This window comes from Rhizobium leguminosarum (assembly GCF_001679785.1).
GTDB lineage: Bacteria > Pseudomonadota > Alphaproteobacteria > Rhizobiales > Rhizobiaceae > Rhizobium > Rhizobium leguminosarum_R.
In genome coordinates, this window is sequence record NZ_CP016286.1 from 2,718,604 (window position 1) to 2,737,456 (window position 18,853).

General features: G+C 60.0%; 16 protein-coding genes. 9 read left to right on the forward strand and 7 right to left on the reverse strand.

The window, feature by feature from the left end:
- Window positions 1-4: 4 nt before the first annotated feature.
- Together BA011_RS13605 and BA011_RS13610 are read right to left on the reverse strand one after the other, a co-directional pair.
- Window positions 5-1,684 (reverse strand): formate--tetrahydrofolate ligase, encoded by a 1,680-nt coding sequence (locus tag BA011_RS13605; RefSeq protein ID WP_065280856.1) that lies wholly within the window; start codon window positions 1,682-1,684, stop codon window positions 5-7.
- A gap of 193 nt (window positions 1,685-1,877) precedes the next feature.
- Entirely contained in the window at window positions 1,878-3,557 is a 1,680-nt protein-coding gene (locus BA011_RS13610) for a hypothetical protein (RefSeq protein ID WP_065280857.1), read from the reverse strand.
- 452 nt (window positions 3,558-4,009) lie between these two features.
- On the opposite strand from BA011_RS13610, the gene BA011_RS13615 reads away from it, so the two are divergent.
- Genes BA011_RS13615 through BA011_RS13625 form a run of 3 tightly spaced genes read left to right on the forward strand, consistent with a single transcriptional unit; the run spans window position 4,010 to window position 6,252 of the window.
- Window positions 4,010-4,960 carry an IS481 family transposase gene (locus tag BA011_RS13615; protein WP_072638036.1) on the forward strand — a complete coding sequence of 317 codons (951 nt, stop codon included), beginning with the start codon at window positions 4,010-4,012 and terminating at the stop codon, window positions 4,958-4,960.
- Window positions 4,961-5,018: 58 nt separating this feature from the next.
- Window positions 5,019-5,744, forward strand: coding sequence for a helix-turn-helix transcriptional regulator (locus BA011_RS13620; RefSeq protein WP_065280859.1), 726 nt, complete (start codon window positions 5,019-5,021; stop codon window positions 5,742-5,744).
- Window positions 5,745-5,790: 46 nt separating this feature from the next.
- On the forward strand, window positions 5,791-6,252 hold the full coding sequence (locus tag BA011_RS13625) for a PAS domain-containing protein (protein WP_017961526.1): 462 nt from the start codon (window positions 5,791-5,793) through the stop codon (window positions 6,250-6,252).
- Between the two features lie 11 nt (window positions 6,253-6,263).
- Here BA011_RS13625 and BA011_RS13630 read toward each other — a convergent pair whose 3' ends face one another.
- The 3 genes from BA011_RS13630 to BA011_RS13640 form a co-directional block, all read right to left on the reverse strand.
- Window positions 6,264-7,394 carry a DUF2333 family protein gene (locus BA011_RS13630; RefSeq protein WP_065280860.1) on the reverse strand — a complete coding sequence of 377 codons (1,131 nt, stop codon included), beginning with the start codon at window positions 7,392-7,394 and terminating at the stop codon, window positions 6,264-6,266.
- 147 nt (window positions 7,395-7,541) lie between these two features.
- Window positions 7,542-8,615, reverse strand: a complete 1,074-nt coding sequence (locus BA011_RS13635; RefSeq protein WP_065280861.1) for a hypothetical protein — start codon at window positions 8,613-8,615, stop codon at window positions 7,542-7,544.
- A gap of 342 nt (window positions 8,616-8,957) precedes the next feature.
- A complete protein-coding gene (locus tag BA011_RS13640) occupies window positions 8,958-9,560 on the reverse strand; it encodes a thymidine kinase (RefSeq protein ID WP_065280862.1) in 603 nt (200 codons plus the stop codon).
- Between the two features lie 234 nt (window positions 9,561-9,794).
- Between BA011_RS13640 and BA011_RS13645 the strand changes: the two genes are divergently transcribed.
- The 5 genes from BA011_RS13645 to BA011_RS13665 all read left to right on the forward strand — a co-directional run bounded on the left by BA011_RS13645 (window position 9,795) and on the right by BA011_RS13665 (window position 13,930).
- Window positions 9,795-10,751, forward strand: a complete 957-nt coding sequence (locus BA011_RS13645; protein ID WP_065280863.1) for a choline ABC transporter substrate-binding protein — start codon at window positions 9,795-9,797, stop codon at window positions 10,749-10,751.
- Between the two features lie 72 nt (window positions 10,752-10,823).
- Window positions 10,824-11,669, forward strand: coding sequence for a choline ABC transporter permease subunit (gene choW / locus BA011_RS13650; RefSeq protein WP_017961531.1), 846 nt, complete (start codon window positions 10,824-10,826; stop codon window positions 11,667-11,669).
- Window positions 11,666-12,718, forward strand: coding sequence for a choline ABC transporter ATP-binding protein (gene choV, locus BA011_RS13655; RefSeq protein WP_027664071.1), 1,053 nt, complete (start codon window positions 11,666-11,668; stop codon window positions 12,716-12,718). Before choW ends, choV begins: the two co-directional genes overlap by 4 nt.
- A 31-nt stretch (window positions 12,719-12,749) precedes the next feature.
- Window positions 12,750-13,499, forward strand: coding sequence for a HugZ family protein (locus BA011_RS13660; protein ID WP_065280864.1), 750 nt, complete (start codon window positions 12,750-12,752; stop codon window positions 13,497-13,499).
- A 113-nt stretch (window positions 13,500-13,612) separates the two neighbouring features.
- A complete protein-coding gene (locus BA011_RS13665; protein ID WP_003561417.1) occupies window positions 13,613-13,930 on the forward strand; it encodes an ArsR/SmtB family transcription factor in 318 nt (105 codons plus the stop codon).
- Window positions 13,931-14,161: 231 nt separating this feature from the next.
- Here the strand turns inward: BA011_RS13665 and BA011_RS13670 are convergent, their stop codons facing one another.
- Window positions 14,162-16,093, reverse strand: coding sequence for a PhoX family protein (locus BA011_RS13670; RefSeq protein ID WP_065280865.1), 1,932 nt, complete (start codon window positions 16,091-16,093; stop codon window positions 14,162-14,164).
- A 333-nt stretch (window positions 16,094-16,426) separates the two neighbouring features.
- Here BA011_RS13670 and BA011_RS13675 point away from each other — a divergent pair, with 333 nt between their 5' ends.
- Window positions 16,427-17,752 (forward strand): aspartate aminotransferase family protein, encoded by a 1,326-nt coding sequence (locus BA011_RS13675; RefSeq protein WP_018243099.1) that lies wholly within the window; start codon window positions 16,427-16,429, stop codon window positions 17,750-17,752.
- 173 nt (window positions 17,753-17,925) lie between these two features.
- Here the strand turns inward: BA011_RS13675 and BA011_RS13680 are convergent, their stop codons facing one another.
- Window positions 17,926-18,840, reverse strand: coding sequence for an HD-GYP domain-containing protein (locus BA011_RS13680; RefSeq protein ID WP_065280866.1), 915 nt, complete (start codon window positions 18,838-18,840; stop codon window positions 17,926-17,928).
- Between the last annotated feature and the right edge of the window lie 13 nt (window positions 18,841-18,853).

Consider the following 18,853-nt stretch of genomic DNA (forward strand, 5'->3'; position numbering starts at 1 on the left):
GGCTCTAAAACAACCCCTCGATATAACCCTGGTCGTTCAGGAAAATCCGTTCCGCCGACGGAGATTTCGGCAGGCCCGGCATCGTCATGATCTCGCCGGTGATGGCGACGACGAAGCCCGCTCCCGCCGAAAGCCGCACCTCTCGCACGGTGACGATGTGGCCTTCCGGCGCGCCGCGCAGGTTCGGATCGGTGGAGAAGGAATATTGCGTCTTCGCCATGCAGATCGGCAGCTTGCCGTAACCCTGCTCCTCCCATGTCTGCAACTGGTCGCGCACCGCCTTGTCGGCCGTCACCTCGCCGGCATGGTAGATCTTCGAGGCGACGATCTCGATCTTCTCGAACAGCGAAAGATCGTCGCCGTAAAGCGGCTGGAATTTCGCCTGCCCAGATTCGGCCAGTTCCACCACCTTGTGCGCCAGTTCCTCGATGCCGGCCGAACCCAGCGCCCAATGGCGGCAGAGGATCGCCTCGGCGCCAAGCCTCGAGACGAATTCCTTGACTGCCGCGATCTCGGCGTCGGTATCCGAGACGAAATGGTTGATCGCCACGACGACGGGCACGCCGAAACGGCGCACATTGGCGACGTGCCGGCCAAGATTGGCGCAGCCCTTCTTCAGGGCCGCGACATCCTCCGTGCCGAGATCTTCCTTCTTCACCCCGCCATTCATCTTCAGCGCCCGGACGGTCGCGACGATCACCGCCGCATCCGGCTTCAGCCCCGCCTTGCGGCACTTGATGTCGAAGAATTTTTCCGCTCCGAGATCGGCGCCGAACCCTGCTTCCGTCACCACATAGTCGCCGAGCTTCAGCGCCGTCTTCGTCGCCGTCACCGAGTTGCAGCCATGGGCGATATTGGCGAAAGGCCCGCCATGCACGAAGGCCGGATTGTTCTCGAGCGTCTGCACCAGGTTCGGCTGCATCGCATCTTTCAACAGCACCGCCATGGCGCCGTCGGCCTTCAGGTCGCGCGCATGCACCGGCGTCCTGTCGAAACGATAGCCGATGATGATGTCGCCGAGCCGCTGCTCCAGATCCTTGAGGTCGGTGGCGAGGCAGAGGATCGCCATCACCTCGGAGGCGACGGTGATGTCGAACCCGCCCTGGCGCGGGAAACCGTTGGCGACGCCGCCGAGCGATGCGACCATGCTTCTGAGCGCCCGGTCGTTCATGTCCATGACCCGCCGCCAGGTGATGCGGCGGATGTCGATATTCTCTTCGTTGCCCCAGTAGATGTGGTTGTCGACCATAGCCGCCAGCAGATTGTGCGCCGATGTGATTGCATGGAAATCGCCGGTGAAATGCAGGTTGATGTCTTCCATCGGCACGACCTGCGCATAACCGCCGCCGGCCGCCCCGCCCTTGACACCGAAGCACGGACCGAGCGAGGCCTCGCGGATGCAGACAATGGCCTTCTTGCCGATCCGGTTCAACCCGTCGCCGAGCCCGACGGTGGTGGTCGTCTTGCCCTCGCCGGCCGGTGTCGGATTGATCGCGGTGACGAGAATCAGCTTGCCGTCCGTCTTGCCCGCTTGCGCGGCGATGAACTCGGCGCTGACCTTCGCCTTGTCGTGACCATAAGGAACGAGCTGCTCGACCGGAATGCCCAGTTTCGCCCCGATTTCGAAGATCGGCTTTTTGGCCGCAGCGCGCGCGATTTCGATATCGGATTTGATTGATGGCATGGATGTTCCCCGTCCGACCTCCGCGGGAGCGGAGTCGTTGCTTTCCTCTTCATCGAGATAGCGAAATATCGGCGGGGTGTGAATAGCGCCACGCCTTGCGGCCGCTAAACGGGCAACACGAGGCGCCTTCGGAGCTTAAACAAGCAGCAGCCCAGCGCAAAAACGCCGCGCTACGCTCTTTGGCGTCCTGAGATCAATTGACCGAAGCCGCAACAGGAACGGTCTCTGCCTCAGCTTTTCTCGGGCATCGAAGGCTTTCCTTCGCCTCCGGCCCACAGACATGCAAGCCGGGCTTTTCATCATAAGGGATGATACCATTGACGATGCCAAACTTGAGCGCCTGGGAACGAAGTATAGTCCCTCGCTCAATTGATGTCGCGAACATCATCGTCTCGTATGTCTCGGCGCTCACGCCCATCTCGTCGAAATAAGCGAAGAATCTCGTATATTCAGCCGTCGTGGGCCTGACGAGGCCGATCGAGGAATATCCGACAATCCGCGGCGTTCCGCTCATCAGGACAAGAGTACAGCTTGAAAGGCAATACGCACGGCCGGCAAAGACTTCTCCCTCGGTCGGTCCGCTTTTGGCGATGCTGGCTTTGCAACGCGGATCCAGCTTTGGACAATTCGGCAACTGCGTTCTGCCAATCGAGGTCTCCAGACCTGCAGCACGGATCATACGCCCCATCCCGAATGCCGCATCCATGTCCCCGCCATTAGACTGAAGGACGATAGGCAGCTTTCTTTCGCCGAGCGTCGTCAACATCGCCTTCAGCCGAGCCGGCGTATCCGGCGTGATGTCTCCATCCGCAGAAATCCACTGCGTGCACTCTTCCCGGCAGTTGCCATTGGACATCAGGAGGAAGTCCATCGGCTGGGTTTTCGGTAGTTTCTCGGTTGTCTCTGTGGCCGCATCCTGCACGGGCGCCTGAGATAAAGGCGCCTTGGCCACCACAGGGGCTTCGGCTACCGGATGGCTGTGACAGACAGCCTCGGCCGCTGCATCTGGGGCGCAGAGCGGCATGCCGGGCCACTCATTGTAGGACAACATGTCCGTGATGAGACCTGTTCGAAGTGCCTCCGTAGCCGGTACGATATTGATGTTGTCAGGCGTGGCGCTCATCATCAGACCGATCACATCTTCGCTGACGCCCATTTCCTTCAAATAGGCCGTCAAAGCAGCGGTAGCCTTCTTTCCAAGTTTGGTGGAACTGCTCTGCCCCGCCACCTTGCGTCCAACCTCCTTGCGGGAGATTTCCTTCTTCTTGCCATTCACGATCTTGTATTCAATGCGATAGGAAACTCGCACCTTGTTGTAGACGGTCGTGATCTGGTGGACGCCGATAAAGGCCCATTGCGACGAGACACGCGACACACCGCCCGCCAACGCCAGTGGACACGCGGAAAAACAGTATGCACCAGCCGAATAAGTGTAACCGACCGCGCTACCGTCCTTGGCAATAGCGGCTTCGCAGCGCGTGTCCCCAACGGGGCATCCCTTCAGCCGCGTGCCGCCGACCGCCGTTTCCAGCCCGGCCTTGCGGATCATCCGGCCCATCGCGTAGGCGGCATCGACGTCGCCACCCTCAGAACGGAAAACGACAGGCAATTTACGGCCGCCGATCTTCTTGAGCATTTTTCTCAGCCGCGCGGGCGTATCGGACGTTATGCGCCCCTCCGCCGATATCCATTCCGGACAGTTTTCCTGGCAGAGAAGACTGCGCACGAGGATGAAGCTCATCGGCGGCTGTGCCGCCTTCTTCTCCCCGGCAGCCTGCGAGGTTGCCGCTCCGATCGGCAAGGTCAAAAGGAGAAAAACAAGTAATAATCTGGAAAACAGACACTTCACCAAAAAGGAAACTGCAAAGCGCACGATTAAATTGCCTCAACTGTACTGAGCATACGCTTAGCAATTGGATTGACTGCCAGCAAGTCGGATTTCGCCACCTGCCGCCATCCTTCTTATCTCTGCTCTGACCCGCTGCGGCCGCGTTCACGCAGTTCACCCGCTCCAGCGCAAAGCGCTGCAGGCAGACCGGTCCACCACCTTTGCGCCCGTGCCGGAGAGAGCCGAGTTCTTCCGCAAAACTCTCCCAAGTGATTCTCTCCTTGCCCGGCTGCGCGAGACCATCCCTATGCCGCAGTGAAAGAACTCAGAGATACCGCAACGCTATTTTTGCAAGTCGAAACTCAACCGGCGCGCGCACTGCCGTGGCTAATTATTCACAATTCGAATGAATCGGCTTGCGTTACGTCAATTGGGGCTAGCTGTTTAGTCCCGGCATTTGATGGTGCATTATTTTCCTTAGAATGGAGGGAGGCACTATGGGCCAGGTTCTACACGGGAGCGCCACAACGACAGAGGCAATCCGTCGAGCAATACAAAATAGTGAAGAGAGCCTGAGAGCGCTTTCAAAGCGGTATGGGGTCAATCAGAAGACAATAGCCAAATGGAAGAGACGGACATCATTGGCCGATCTTCCGACAGGCCCGAAGGACCCGCATTCGACAATCCTCTCCCTTGAAGAAGAAGCCGTCATCGTCGCCTTTCGCAGGCATACATTGCTGCCTCTTGATGACTGCCTCTATGCCCTTCAACCGACGATCCCGCATCTGACACGTTCGTCCCTGCACAGGTGTCTGCAGCGCCACGGCATTTCACGCCTGCCGGAAGTGAAAGGCGACAAAGAACCGAAGAAAAAGTTCAAAAGCTACCCGATCGGCTACTTCCACGTCGATATTGCCGAGGTGCAGACGGCTGAGGGCAAGCTCTATCTCTTCGTGGCGATTGATCGCACGTCCAAGTTCGCCTTCGCTGAGCTCTATGCCAAAGCTGGCAAGATGAATGCCGCCCAGTTCCTGCGCAACCTGATCGCGGCGGTGCCCTACACCATCCATACTATCCTGACCGATAATGGCATCCAGTTCACCAACCGGGCCTGTGACCAAAATGCCTTCCAGCACATCTTCGACCGAGTCTGTGAGGAATACGAGATCGAGCATCGCCTGACAAAGGTTAAGCACCCATGGACCAATGGGCAGGTCGAGCGGATGAACCGGACGATCAAGGAAGCGACTGTCAAGCGCTTCCACTACGACGATCACGCACAACTGAAAAAGCATCTCGCCGACTTCATCGACGCCTACAATTTTGGGCGCAGGCTCAAGACACTAAAGGGCCTCACCCCCTACGAGTTCATCTGCAAAAGGTGGACTTCCGAGCCAGATCGATTCATCATCGATCCTATCCATCAAATGCCGGGACTAAACAGCTAGCATCCCGCCGATTTTCTGTATTTGATAGCGTTAACATTGGGCTGCCGGGGGCGTACAAATGTCTTACATGACTACCTCTGAAAGACAGTCATTGCTTTCGGCAGAACTTTCGACCGCACGAACGCGGAGCCTGTTTGCGCAGGCGCTTGGCAGGGTCTCCACATCCTTCGGATTGTCGCATGCAACACTGATGCACGCCCCCTCCCCGGAAGACCTTCTCTTGAAACCCCTGCTGATCGAGAGCTCGCTTCCGGGCGCCTATGTCAGGGATTTCGACCGTGCCCACATGATGCGCGACTGCCCTTTCGGCGTAAGGCTGAGGGAGTCTGCCGTGCCGCCGGCATGGCACCTCAACGACGCCTCCAATGGTCAGGCTTTCTCCGCCGAACTGCGTGTCCTGATGCTGCGCCATGTCATACCGGCAGGCATTGCCATGCCGACCATTGCAGCCGACGGCCAGCGCCTGGTCTTCTGGTTCTGCGGCGAGCGCGCCGCACTGGGCCAGAGCGAAATCAACGAGCTGGCAATGATCATTCTCCATGCACTGAATGCATACAATGCAGTCAAACGTAACGAGGAATGCGCGCATAACGCGCTGTCAACTCGAGAACTAGAAGTTGTGCGCTGGACTGCCCAAGGCAAGACCTCGATCGAAATCGGTCAGATCCTGACGCTCTCGGACCATACTGTGAACGCCTATATGACGAACGCGATCAAAAAACTCGATTGCGTCAACCGGACCCAGTTGGTAGCTAAGGCAATTCGATTGAAGCTGATCAGCTGAGGCATCAGAAGAGAGTCGGCACGTCGTCCGGTGATCTGGGGGAATCGTGCCTCTTCACTTCGAACAGCCCGTTATTGACAAGACAGAACAATCCCGCGCCCACATCGGCATCACCGATGCGGAAGTCGTCCAGATGCTTGCTGCCTATCGTCTTTTCGGCTTCTGGCGCATCGACATCGAGACAGGACATTTCTTTGCAAGCGAGGATGTCCATGCGATCTTCGGCCTCTCCTACAGCGACGGCCCTGTCAACCTGACAGAGCTCATGTCGCGCATCCACGAGGAGGACCGCAGCCTGATCGCCCAAACCTTCGAAGAGGCGAGCCGTCACGGCGTCGGCTTCCATTTCGTTTATCGCGTCGACAACCGGCTTGGCGGCTACAAGCTGGTGCGTAGCGTCGGCCGCTTCCGAAACGATGAAAGCGGCGGCGGCATCGTCGGCATCACCTATGAATTCGTCGAGAAACTGCGCGTCGTCGGCTTCGAGGACAACACGATACCCCGCTGACCCCAGACGTTTTAGCGGTCAAGCACCGAGCGGATCTCGACGAGGTTCGAGCGCACCCTCAGAATATAGAAGCCCATAGTGGCGAGATGGCTCGGCATGATCCAGCCGTCCTCGCGGCCGTTCGAGATGATCGCGGGCTGGATGCGCAGTGCGGCCTGGAACTGCCGCGTCGTGCTGCCCCAGATCGCGCCGAGATTACGTTCCTGCACCACCTGCGAGAAATCCGCCTGGGCGGCGGCAAGGATGGCGTAGTAGGCATAGAGCTGGCCATAGGCGAACCAGAACCGGTCGTCGGCACGGGTATCGAACCAGCCGCGATTGTGGTTTTCCGAGCGCTCGGCGAGCATGTCGGAGGTGCCGCCGAGATCGTTGGCGATGCGGTCGATGAACTGCATCAGATTGTCGGCGCGGCCGTCGAAAACGACGTTGCAGAGGGCGAGATCTGTGTTGAACTTGCGCAGGCTGCCTATCGCCGAGCGGTAATAGGAGGGCGTCGGCGTCTTTGGCCCGAAGGGGTTGAGGCCGAAATACCAGCTGTTTTCGTCGAACTGCAGATTGCCGCGCGCGCTCTGCAGGTCGTTGTTAATGCCCGAGGTGCCGCGCACACGCCCGAGCGTATCGACCAGCTCCGCCGAAGTCCGCCGGACCGCCTGGTTGATACCGCGCTGGAAAGAGGCCTTGTTGTCGAGGAAGGGCGTATGATCCCAGTCGATGCCGAAGAAGCCCATCTTGTAGAGCAGCATGGAGGAGATCCATGCGTTCTGGTTGACATTGAAATCGGTCAGATCGGCCGCGACGTCGACGATCGCCGAGCGCTGGCAGGCCTTTGGCGCCGTCGTACTGGCGCCCTCGGCGACCGGCACTTCCTGCCCGGCGGCAGCCTTGCGTTCGGAAAGCCGGTACTGGTCGACGAATGCGGTGTTGAAATTCGACCAGACCTGCGTCTGCCAGAAGAAATAACCGTAGAGCACGACCAGCAGCGCCACGAAAGCGATGACCGGCAGCCGGATCATCCAGCTCCGGCGCTGATACCAGCCGTGCGCGGCAAGAAAGGGCCAAAAGGCCCAGGCGGAAAACAGGCGGGCCCAACGGCCGATCGTCTGGCCGATCAGCCTGAAAAAACCGGCTATCCGGTCAAGCATCGTCGTCTCCTGTCAGGCGAGGCGAACATCGGGACATTGCCGCCCCGCTGCATCCCACATATGCGCTCAATGAGCCGAGCACAACACAAGCCCTTCGATTTTTCGGACTGAAAGCATTGCGCAAGAGCGGTATTGCAGCCCTGCTGGTCAGGAGCGCAGGAAAGGTAGGCTGAAACGGAAGGACCTGCGCGCCGTGTCGATCAGAGGCGCTCCCGATGTTTCCGGCGGCGGTTCGGCATAGGTCGGAAACCTTCTGGCGAATTCGAGATTGGCGCGGCTCTTGCGCCGCTCCAGATCCTGGGCAACCAGCATGCCCTTCTCGAACAGTCTGATCGGCGCGGCGATATCCGGAAAGAGTTCCGGCTTGATCCTGACCTTCATGCCCGGTCGGTCGGTATCGACCTGCGCCTGGTAGATGATCAGCCGTTCTTCCACGTCGATCAACAGCTTGCGCAGCAGCACGTTGCCGGCGGCGATCCGACCGTTCAGCGAATCGACAAAGGCCTGGAACAGGCCGATGAAGCGCTCACGCCTTTGGCTGTCGTCGCGCATCTCGTGCTCCCCGGCGGAAATCCGCTCGGCCTCCGCCTTCAGCGCCCGCCGCTCCGCCTCCATCTGCTCCCAATGCGCCCTGTTGCCATAGACGCCGATCCGGCCCTGCGTCGTCAGCGCCTTGGCATTGAGCTCCTTCATCTTGAGGCGGGCGATATCGATGGAAACGACCAGCCGACGCCTCTGCTCGACGATATCGACAAGGCTGAGTTCGGCGGCCTTGTGCCGTTCGGTGAGTGCGGCGCGCTGGCCGGCAATCAGCCCCGCGAGCGCGTCCGATTTCGTCAAAAGGTCGAGCAGCCGCTCGATGACGGGCGCTTCGCGCACACGTTCGGTATACATGCGCCACATCCGTTGGCGCGACACCCAGCCGGCCATCTTCTCGCGCAGCGTCAACCCCCGGAAACTGTCGAGATCGGCTGAAACCTCGGCCGTCAACCGATCGAGGCAAAAGACCAGCTCGGCCAGTTGGGCGTCGAGCGCCGCAGCATCGGCGATATGGGCCTGGAAGCGGGCATTCTGCTCGAGGAAGACCTCGTCGGCCGATCGTGTTTCGTCACCGCTGAAGGCGCCGATCGCCGCCACGCAATAGGCACCCTCGGCCGCAATCCTTTCGGCAAGGCTACCTGCGGCTTCATACTGGCTGTCGAATGGCGGGGGTTTGCGCACCAAGCTTCTCCAAGGAATCTCCTGCCCCCAAGCTAGAGCCTTTCCTGGTCAGATTGAAGCATTCTGTTGGCTCAAACGGAGTCGGATGGTCGATCGGCCGGCGCGTGTCGTAGCCAAGCTCTACGGCCAAGCCGGCCGGTCGATCAGCCGGCCCGTTTCAGCCAACCCTCCCGCAGATTTGCCTGGCAAATCTGCAAGACTTTAGAATCGCCGGCGCACCTATTGCTTCGCATAGCGAAGCAGTGCGGCCGGTGGGCCGGGCATCCGCCAGAATGCTCCAAGCTGACCAGGAAAGGCTCTGGTCGCTTGCGGCGCCAAAGAAAACAGGCAGCGTCGCCGGCTTCAGACCGGCTCGGCGATCCAGGCACCGTTCATCGCGTCGTCCCAGTGCCTGCGGCAGAGCGAAACATATTTCTCATTGCCGCCGACGTCGATCTGCGCGCCTTCGTGCAGCACCTTTCCTTCCGCGTCGAGCCGCACCACCATCGTTGCCTTGCGCCCGCAATGGCAGATCGTGCGCACCTCGCGCATTTCGTCGGCGATCGCCAAGAGCTCCTGCGAGGCCGGAAACAGCTTGCCCTGGAAATCGGTTCTCAGCCCGTAGACCATCACAGGGATGCCGAGCCTGTCGACGACACGGGCAAGCTGCCAGACATGGACAGGCGTCATGAAATGCGCCTCGTCGACGAAGATGCAGGAAATCGGTGCTCCTTCGCCACTCAGCGTCGCAACCAACCGGAACAGATCCTCATGCGGCTCGAAGGGAATGGCGCTGGCCTCCAGGCCGATCCGCGAGCCGATGACGCCTCGGCCCGCGCGCTCGTCGAAGGCCGCGATCAGCTGCACCGTGCGCATGCCGCGCTCCTGGTAATTATAGGAGGCCTGCAGCAGCATCGTCGACTTGCCGGCGTTCATCGTCGAGTAGTTGAAATAGAGTTTTGCCATCCGATTTCTCCTTGATCGGCTTATTGAAAGCTCGGAATGGCAAAGAAAAGCCCTGAGTGAGCGATAATCACAGGAATCCGGCTCGAAACCGCTGAAAGCCCCGAAAACAAGGCATTGCCAAAAGTCCGCCGACGTCGCAATCGCATGGGTCGATACGGCGCAAACGCACTGAGGTCGCTTGTCAAACTCGGTTATTGATGATTGGCTTGGGAGCTTAAAGACTGGGAGTCTAAAATGAAAACAACAAGCACGTTCAAACTCGTTACTGCAACTGCCGTCGCCGCCCTCTCCGTTGCTACCGCCGCCTTCGCTGCCGAACCCGACAGCTGCTCCACCGTTCGTTTCTCGGACGTCGGCTGGACGGATATCACCGCCACCACCGCCACCGCATCCGTCGTCTTGAAGAGCATCGGCTATCAGACCGACATCAAGGTTCTCTCGGTGCCGGTCACCTATACCTCGCTGAAGAACAAGGACATCGATATCTTCCTCGGCAACTGGATGCCGACACAGGAAAAGGACGTCCGGCCCTATATCGACGACAAGTCGGTTGAATCCTTCGGCCCCAACCTCGTCGGCGCCAAGTATACGCTTGCCACCAACGCCAAGGGAGCCGAACTCGGCATCAAGGACTTCAAGGACATCGCCGCCCATAAGGACGATCTCGACGGCAAGATCTATGGCATCGAGCCCGGCAATGACGGCAACCGCCTCGTCATGGACATGATCGAGAAGAACGAGTTCGGCCTGAAGGATCTGGAAGTCGTCGAGTCCTCCGAACAGGGCATGCTCGCCCAGGTCGCTCGTGCAGACAAAGCGGGCAAGCCCGTTGTCTTCCTCGGCTGGGAACCCCATCCGATGAACACCAACTTCAAGCTGACCTACCTCACAGGCGGCGACAACGTCTTCGGCCCTGACTTCGGCGGTGCCAAGGTCTTCACCAACGTGCGTGCCGGTTATCTCGACGAATGCCCGAATGTCGGCATGATGTTGAAGAACTTGAAGTTCTCCCTCGACATGGAGAACCAGATCATGGGCAAGATCCTTAACGACGGCAAGGAGCCGGAAGCTGCGGCTTCCGAATGGCTGAAGGCGAACCCCGCAGCGCTCGAGCCCTGGCTTGCGGGCGTCAAGACCCGCGACGGCAGCGGCGAGGCCCTCGCGGCGGCCAAGACCGGCCTCGGCCTCTAATGATATGAACGGGGCGGCTCGCCGCCCCGTTTCATTTTTGTCCGATTGTTGTTTTTTTGGATAGGCGCGCCCTTGAATTGGATCACCGAATTTAAGATTCCCGTTGGCCCCTGGGCCAAGTCCTTCGTGGATTGGCTGACCTCGAACGGCGAATGGTTCTTCAACCAGATCGCCTTCCTGCTGTCGAGCGCGATAGACGGCCTGCTCTTCGTGCTGCAGAAGCCTCATCCGCTGATCGTCATCGCTGCCATCACCGCCATCGCCTTTTGGCTGCGCCGGTCGATCGCGGTTGCCGTCTTCACCTGTCTCGGGCTGCTGCTGATCGTGAACCAGGACTATTGGAAGGAAACGACGGAGACGCTCGCTCTCGTGCTCGCCGCCACCTTCGTCTGTATGGTGATCGGTATTCCGCTCGGCATTGCCGCCGCCCGCCGCCCTTGGGTCTATGCTGCCATGCGCCCGGTGCTCGATCTCATGCAGACCATACCGACATTCGTCTATCTGATCCCGGCGCTCATCCTGTTCGGGCTCGGCATGGTGCCGGGCCTGATTGCGACCGTCATCTTCGCAATCCCCGCCCCGATCCGGCTGACGCGTCTCGGCATCATCTCGACGCCACCGTCCCTCGTCGAAGCCGCCGTGGCTTTCGGCGCGACGCCGATACAGGTGCTGCGCAAGATCGAGCTTCCCTTCGCCACGCCGCAGATCATGGCGGGTCTCACCCAGACCATCATGCTGTCGTTGTCGATGGTCGTCATCGCCGCCCTCGTCGGCGCTCCCGGGCTTGGCGTGCCCGTCGTCCGTGCGCTGAACACCGTCAATATCGCCAAGGGCTTCGAGGCGGGCTTCTGCATCGTCATCCTGGCAATCATTCTGGACCGGATGTTCCGCACCGCGGGTGAAGGAGGCGCTGCATGACCGCGGTAAGCTTTAACAATGTCAGCATCGTCTTCGGCGATCGGCCGGAAACCGCCCTTGCCATGGTCGACCAGGGCAAAACGCGCGACGAGATCGGCGCCGCCACCGGTCTTGTGCTCGGCGTGGCCAACGCCTCTCTGACGATCGAGGAAGGCGAGATCCTGGTGCTGATGGGTCTTTCCGGCTCCGGCAAGTCGACGCTGCTGCGCGCCGTCAACGGGCTCGCTCCCGTGGTGCGTGGCGATGTCGCGGTCTCGGCGGCCACCGGCCCCGTCAACCCCTATAGATGCAATGCCAAGGCCTTGCGCGACCTGCGCTCCCACACCGTCTCCATGGTGTTCCAGCAATTCGCCCTCCTGCCCTGGCGCACCGTCGCCGACAATGTCGGCTTCGGTCTCGAGCTCGCCGGCATGCCGGAAGCCGAACGCAAGCTTCGGGTCGGCGAGCAGCTTGAACTCGTCAACCTGACGAAATGGGCCGATCGCAAGGTCAACGAGCTTTCCGGCGGCATGCAGCAGCGTGTCGGCCTTGCCCGCGCCTTTGCCACCGGCGCCCCGATCCTGCTCATGGACGAGCCTTTCTCGGCTCTCGACCCACTGATCCGCACCCGCCTGCAGGATGAGCTCCTGGAATTCCAGCGGCGGCTGAAAAAGACCATCCTCTTCGTCAGCCACGATCTCGACGAGGCCTTCCGCATCGGCAATCGCATTGCCATCATGGAGAGCGGCCGCATCATCCAGTGCGGGACGCCGCACGATATCGTCAAGAACCCCGCAGACCAGTATGTCGCCGATTTCGTGCAGAACCTCAATCCGATCAACATGCTGACGGCCGCCGACGTCATGCAGCCAGGCCTCGGCCAGACTGCCGCCGGCATGAGCGTCAGCGCCACGGCCCGCGCCGCGACCCCGCTCATCGATATTCTCGATGCCCTTGCCCGCCAGCCGGGCAGTATCGGGATCGTCGAGAACGGCGCGATCGTCGGCACCATCTCGGCTCAGGATATCGTTGCCGGCCTCACCCGCCATCGCCGCAAGGAGGAAGCTTGATGTTTTCCATCCGCTTTGTCACAAAGCGGATATGAAAGATCAGCCCTCCCCTCTACGCGAAACCGACGACGAAGCCCGCAAGCTCGCCCGCGTGTTGTTGCGCTCCGCCCGCTATGCTGCGATCGCCGTTCTCGACCCCGAGACCGGCTTTCCCTTCGCCAGCCGCGTGCTGGTCGCTACCGACATCGACGGAACGCCCGTGATCCTCGTTTCGAAGCTGTCGGCCCACACCAAAGCGCTCGCCAAGGACCCGCGCGCTTCGCTCCTCACCGGTGAACCCGGCAAGGGCGACCCCCTCGCCTATCCCCGTTTGACGACCCAATGCCTGGCAGAACCCGTCGAGCGTGGCAATGCAATCCATGAGCGTATCCGCACGCGTTTTCTCGATCGCCACAGCAAGGCGGCGCTTTATATCGACTTTCCTGATTTCCTGTTCTTCCGTCTCAAGCCGGAGCAGGCCAGCCTCAATGGCGGATTCGGCCGCGCCTACCTGCTTGATGGGAATGATCTCGTAATCCAGTCGGCCGCGAATGAGGCGATCGCCGCCGAGGCGGCAGAGACAGTGCGAGATTTAGTAGAACGCCATCCCGATATCGCCGATGCCCTCGCTACCAGGCTAAAGGCGCCAGAATCGGGTCCTTGGCGCATTTGTGGTATCGATTCCTCAGGTTTCGACATGATTTCCGGCGACATCCTTCTGCGATACGAGTTCGAAACCCTCGCTGTGGATGCCGATCACATTTGTTCAAACATGTCTAAAGTAGCATACTCGATACCTTAAATTTAGGTATATACAATCTTCGAGCCTAGTTGGTAGCTTTTGGTGTCAGTCAAATCCGGCTGGCGCTCTGCGCCAACTCGCTTGATGTACGTTTCGCATTAGGAAGATAACATATGGAAACCTCTGATTTGGCCGATCACACGAATGTGGCGGCAGCTTTATTGTCGGCCATGGCCAACCCTAAAAGATTGCTGATCCTGTGCAGCCTCGTGAAGGGCGAAGTGGCCGTCGGCGTGCTTGCGACGCAGGTCGGGCTCAGCCAGTCGGCTCTTTCTCAGCACCTCTCGAAACTGCGCGCTCAAAAGCTGGTCAAGACCCGCCGGGACGCACAAACCATCTACTATTCGAGCACCTCCGAGCCGGTCATGAAAATCCTGGCAACGCTCGAAGATATCTACCTCGTGCAGAACAGGAATAGGTCCGCCGCCTGATGATAGCGCTGACATGATGTCGGCCGATGTCGTGCTGCAAGGGGATGTTCCCGGAGGCTTGGCAACGATATTTCAGCACCTGAACCTTATGGCACGACCGGCAAATTTGCGATTTGCCGGTCGTGCTTTTATAATGACAGCCGGTCGCGCAGGAACGCCCGTCTCGCTATCGGTTTTTTGTCTTGGTGCAATTCTAGACGTAAAACTGCCGCGCACTTTGCCGGAGTTGCTTTAACTGCCGACCACATCGTTGTTGACGCGGCTCAGCACCACCAGCGACGGACGGGCGGGCATGCCGGGTTTGAAATCCGGCCAGTCGGTGCCGGCATCCTCCATCGAGGTCGCATCCTCGTTGTCGGCCATCCGCAGTTCGCCCGGATGCTGGATGGAAAGAAAGACGCTGCTGCCGTCAGGGGTGAAAGTCGGCGAACAGGCTTCCGAGCCGACGGGCGCAATATAGAACAGCTTCGGAAGTGCCCGGCCCGGGCCTTCGGTATCCATCACATAGACGGAATCGGTTATGCCTTCCGGCGGCGGGCCGTCGGTGGTGACCCAGAGGCGTCCGGCCGGATCGACCGCGAGATTGTCGGGGTCTGTGAACCAGCCGGCCGAGGTCGTCGCAGGATGAAACATCGCCTGATCCCCTGCCTTGGCGGGATCGCCGCAGAGGATCAAGACGTCCCATTTGAAGCTGTCGGCGGCATAATCCGGCTTTTCGGGACCGCCAGGTGCTGCGAGTTCCAGCAGGTGACCGTGCGGATTGGGGCTGCGCGGATTGGCAATGTTGACCATCTCCTTCTCGTCGCCGCCCTCAACCTTGGGCAGCCGATCTTCGTTCTCGGTCATGGCGACATAAAGCTTGCCGGTGCCGAGATGCGCGATGAAGCCCTCCGGTCCGTCCATCGGCGTGGCGCCGACGAGATCGGCTGCGGCGCGCGTCGCCAGCACGACGTCGGCCTGGCTCTTGAAGCCAGCTTCCGCCGTCAGCGGCCCCTCGCCCGCAATGAGCGGGATCCAGGCCATCGTGCCGTTGCTTTCGAACTTTGCGACATCAAGCGTGCCGTGGTCGAGCAGATCCTTGTTGGCGGCGCGATCGTTCGGGTTCCAGGGATCGCGGGTGACGAAGCGGTAAATATATTCGAAGTCGTCGTCATCGCCCATGAAGACCACCACACGGCCGTCAGGGGCGACGCAACAGTGGGCCCCCTCATGCGTCATACGGCCGAGCGAGGTGCGCTTGACCGGCTTTGCCGTCGGATCGAACGGATCGATCTCGACGACCCAATCGAAACGCATCCATTCGTTCGGCTCTTCCTCGAATTTGAAGCGCGGCTCGACGCGGCTGACGGAATAGATGTCGTTCTCGTCTTCATCCCAGCCCTGACGCTCGACCAACTCCTGGTTCGGAAGTTTTTTGTAATCGCCGGCGAAGACGTCCATGGCGCCTTCCTCGCCCGAAAGCATCGTGCCCCAGGGAGTGATGCCGCCATTGCAGTTCGAGATCGTCCCGAAGACGATCGTGCCGGTCGGATCGGCTTTGGTCTTAAGACGATCGTCGCCGGCAGCCGGACCGGAGATGCCAATCTCGGTGCTCATATGGATGCGGCGATTGTATTTCCCGTCCTTGACGATCGCCCACCTGCCGTCCGTCTTCCTCACTTCGAAGATCGAGACGCCGAGCGCGGCCATGATGGCGCGAATCTGATGATCGGTAAGCTTCTCGCGGTAATCCTCGCTCGTCAGGCCGGGAAACATCAGGAAAGGCGTTGCATATTCATGGCTGACCACCATCAACCCGTGGTCGGAGCTCTTCTCGCCCCAGGGCAGCGGCAGAAACTGCGTGAAGTCGTTATTGTAGCCGAACTGACGCTCGGCAGCCTTACCGTCAAGCGCCGCAATGTCAAATTCCGGGCTGTCGGGGAAAAGTGCATCGCCCCAGCGCGCCAGGATCTGGCGCTCGTAGCCCTCCGGCCAGTGGTCGGCGGTATCGCGCACGCGCTTGAGTTCCGGAAACGTCAGGCTGGAGCCGGCAGCCTCGGCATGCGCGGTTCCGAGCGCCGGCGAAAGTGCCGCAGCGCCCATCGCCGCGAGAAAGCCCTTGAGCACGCTGCGGCGGCGAACGCCCTCTTCGAGAATGGCGGCCGTAACTTGGCGCGAATGCATGGCGCCGCGTGGGGCGCGCCCTTGTCTTCTGGCGGTCAGACATCAGTATCTCCGATCGAAATATCGTTTTATTTCAGTGAATTGATGAAATGCAATTGCGCCTTGCGAGCCATCGGTTTTTGTAACAAGCCGAGGCGAAGGATTGATGACGGGCGGCCTGCAGTGCCTGACCCCGGATATTTCCGGATCGAACCAAGCAAGTTGAGCCTCCCGTCAGGAGGGGCTCTGGGGACTTTTCCCGTTGACGCCTTGGGAAGCCCTGATAATTTGACCGGGCAGTAAAAATATGGGCGTGAAGCCCGGGAAAGGGCCGTCAGCGGCCAGGAGAACAGCATGTCCAATCGCCTCAATGCACCGAACGATCTTCGCGCCTTCTGGATGCCGTTTACGGCAAATCGCCAGTTCAAGAAGGAGCCGCGTTTGTTCGTCGGCGCCAAGGACATGTACTATACGACCCATGACGGTCGTCAGGTGCTGGACGGCACGGCTGGCCTCTGGTGCGTCAATGCCGGCCACTGCCGCCCGAAGATCACCGAGGCGATCCGCGAGCAGGCCGGCGAACTCGATTACGCGCCGGCCTTCCAGCTCGGCCATCCCAAGGCCTTCGAACTGGCGAACCGCCTGGTCGACATTGCCCCTGAAGGCCTGAACCACGTCCTCTACACCAACTCCGGCTCAGAATCCGTCGAGACCGCGCTCAAGGTGGCGCTCGCCTATCACCGTGTGAAGGGCAATGGATCACGCTTCCGCCTGATCGGCCGCGAGCGCGGCTATCACGGCGTCAACTTCGGCGGCATATCCGTCGGCGGCATCGTCACCAACCGCAAGATGTTCGGCACGCTTCTGACCGGCGTCGATCACATGCCGCACACCCACCAGCCCGGCAAGAACAACTTTACCCGCGGCGAGCCCGAGCATGGCGGCGACATCGCCACCGAGCTCGAGCGTATCGTCACCCTGCATGACGCCTCGACCGTCGCCGCCGTCATCGTCGAGCCGGTGGCGGGCTCCACCGGCGTCTTGATCCCACCGAAGGGCTACCTGCAGAAGCTGCGCGAGATTTGCACCAAACACGGTATCCTTCTGATCTTCGACGAAGTCATCACCGGCTTCGGCCGCCTCGGCGCCCCCTTTGCCGCGCAATATTACGACGTCAAGCCCGACATGATCACCGCCGCCAAGGGACTGACCAACGGCGTCATTCCGATGGGCGCCGTCTTCGTCACCTCCGAGATCCATGATGCCTTCATGAACGGCCCGGAGCACATGATCGAGTTCTTCCACGGCTATACCTATTCCGGCAACCCGATTGCCTCCGCCGCCGCACTCGCCACGCTCGACACCTACAAGGAAGAGGGCCTGCTGACACGCGCCGCCGAGCTTTCCGACTACTGGGCCGACGCGTTGCATTCGCTGAAGGACTGCCCCAATGTCATCGACATCAGGAACACCGGCCTGATCGGCGCCATCGAGCTCGACCCGATCGCCGGCGAGCCCACCAAGCGCGCCTTCACCGCTTTCCTGAAAGCCTATGAAAGCGGCCTGCTAATCCGCACCACCGGCGATATCATCGCGCTCTCCCCGCCGCTGATCATCGAGAAGCACCACATCGACGAGCTCTTCGGCAAGCTGCGGACGATCCTCCAGAACAACATTTGAGAAAGCTCTGAAGACTTCCGGCATCAGGGCCTACGGCGGATAATTCCTTAAATCGGATTCGATTTAAGGCACAAAATTATGCAGCAATTCAAAGTGTTACAGCGCCGCGCATCTGAATAGACGCGCGGCGCTGTAAATCCACGCAGGCCCTTTGTTGGGAAGACCGATAGGCCTCAAGTCACGGCGGCGACCGAAAGGCAGAGGGCGAATTTCTTCAGCAGCCGGCGATCGAATTGCCCTTCATTGCCAAGCATCCATTTCAGTGCTTGGCTCGCACTCCATGGCGCCTTGTACGGCCGCACGGAGGTCATGGCGTCATAGACGTCGCAAATCGCAGCAAGACGCGCATGGAAGCTGACCTGCGCTTCGGAAAGCCTGCGGGGGTAGCCCTTGCCGTCGATACGCTCATGATGGTTGAGGCAGACGTCGAGAACGATCTCCGGCATGCCTTCCTGGCGTGACAGGATTGCGTGCCCCTTTTCCGGATGATCGCGGATCATCTTGATCTCGTTCTCGTCCAGGCGCCCTTCCTTGTTGAGTATCTCGAGCGGAATTTCCAGCTTGCCGACGTCGTGCAGCAATCCTGCCGTGCCGAGCATCTGCACGGTCGTCTCGTCAAGTCCGAGATGACGGCCGAAAAGGATCATCAGCGCACTCACCGAAAGCGAATGCAGAAACGTCACTTCGTCCTTGGATTTCAGACGCGTAACGCTCAGAAAGACAGTGGGATTGTCATCCATCGACTTGGAGACCGAGGAAATCACCGGCGCCACCTGATCGAAGCTGATGCCATCACCATGCTGGAGCCGGCCGAAAACGCTTTCCAGGACCTGCACGGATTTCTGGATGGACTCGCGTGCCACCTTGGTGTCGATCTCGATATTGCCGCCTGGCAGACCGTCGATGTCGAGGCCTCTGCTGGTGTTGATGATAACACCTTCAATGCCGCTCTTGCGAAGCTTCAGGGCATCGACTTCACGGCGCAGCAGAAATCTTCGCTTGGACAGAAGAGGGTCCTGCCATGCACCCTCGATCGCCTCCACAAACATTCCGTGGCGCACCTGTCTGGCTTCGATACGCTTGAGCATCCAGATCTCTGTT

What these genes read in the sequence shown, in the direction of transcription:
- BA011_RS13605 (WP_065280856.1), bottom strand. Translation starts at nt 1,684, where the DNA reads ATGCCATCAATCAAATCCGATATCGAAATCGCGCGCGCTGCGGCCAAA.
- BA011_RS13615 (WP_072638036.1), top strand. Translation starts at nt 4,010, where the DNA reads ATGGGCCAGGTTCTACACGGGAGCGCCACAACGACAGAGGCAATCCGT.
- BA011_RS13620 (WP_065280859.1), top strand. Translation starts at nt 5,019, where the DNA reads ATGTCTTACATGACTACCTCTGAAAGACAGTCATTGCTTTCGGCAGAA.
- BA011_RS13630 (WP_065280860.1), bottom strand. Translation starts at nt 7,394, where the DNA reads ATGCTTGACCGGATAGCCGGTTTTTTCAGGCTGATCGGCCAGACGATC.
- BA011_RS13640 (WP_065280862.1), bottom strand. Translation starts at nt 9,560, where the DNA reads ATGGCAAAACTCTATTTCAACTACTCGACGATGAACGCCGGCAAGTCG.
- BA011_RS13645 (WP_065280863.1), top strand. Translation starts at nt 9,795, where the DNA reads ATGAAAACAACAAGCACGTTCAAACTCGTTACTGCAACTGCCGTCGCC.
- choV (WP_027664071.1), top strand. Translation starts at nt 11,666, where the DNA reads ATGACCGCGGTAAGCTTTAACAATGTCAGCATCGTCTTCGGCGATCGG.
- BA011_RS13660 (WP_065280864.1), top strand. Translation starts at nt 12,750, where the DNA reads ATGAAAGATCAGCCCTCCCCTCTACGCGAAACCGACGACGAAGCCCGC.
- BA011_RS13665 (WP_003561417.1), top strand. Translation starts at nt 13,613, where the DNA reads ATGGAAACCTCTGATTTGGCCGATCACACGAATGTGGCGGCAGCTTTA.
- BA011_RS13670 (WP_065280865.1), bottom strand. Translation starts at nt 16,093, where the DNA reads ATGCATTCGCGCCAAGTTACGGCCGCCATTCTCGAAGAGGGCGTTCGC.
- BA011_RS13675 (WP_018243099.1), top strand. Translation starts at nt 16,427, where the DNA reads ATGTCCAATCGCCTCAATGCACCGAACGATCTTCGCGCCTTCTGGATG.
- BA011_RS13680 (WP_065280866.1), bottom strand. Translation starts at nt 18,840, where the DNA reads ATGCTCAAGCGTATCGAAGCCAGACAGGTGCGCCACGGAATGTTTGTG.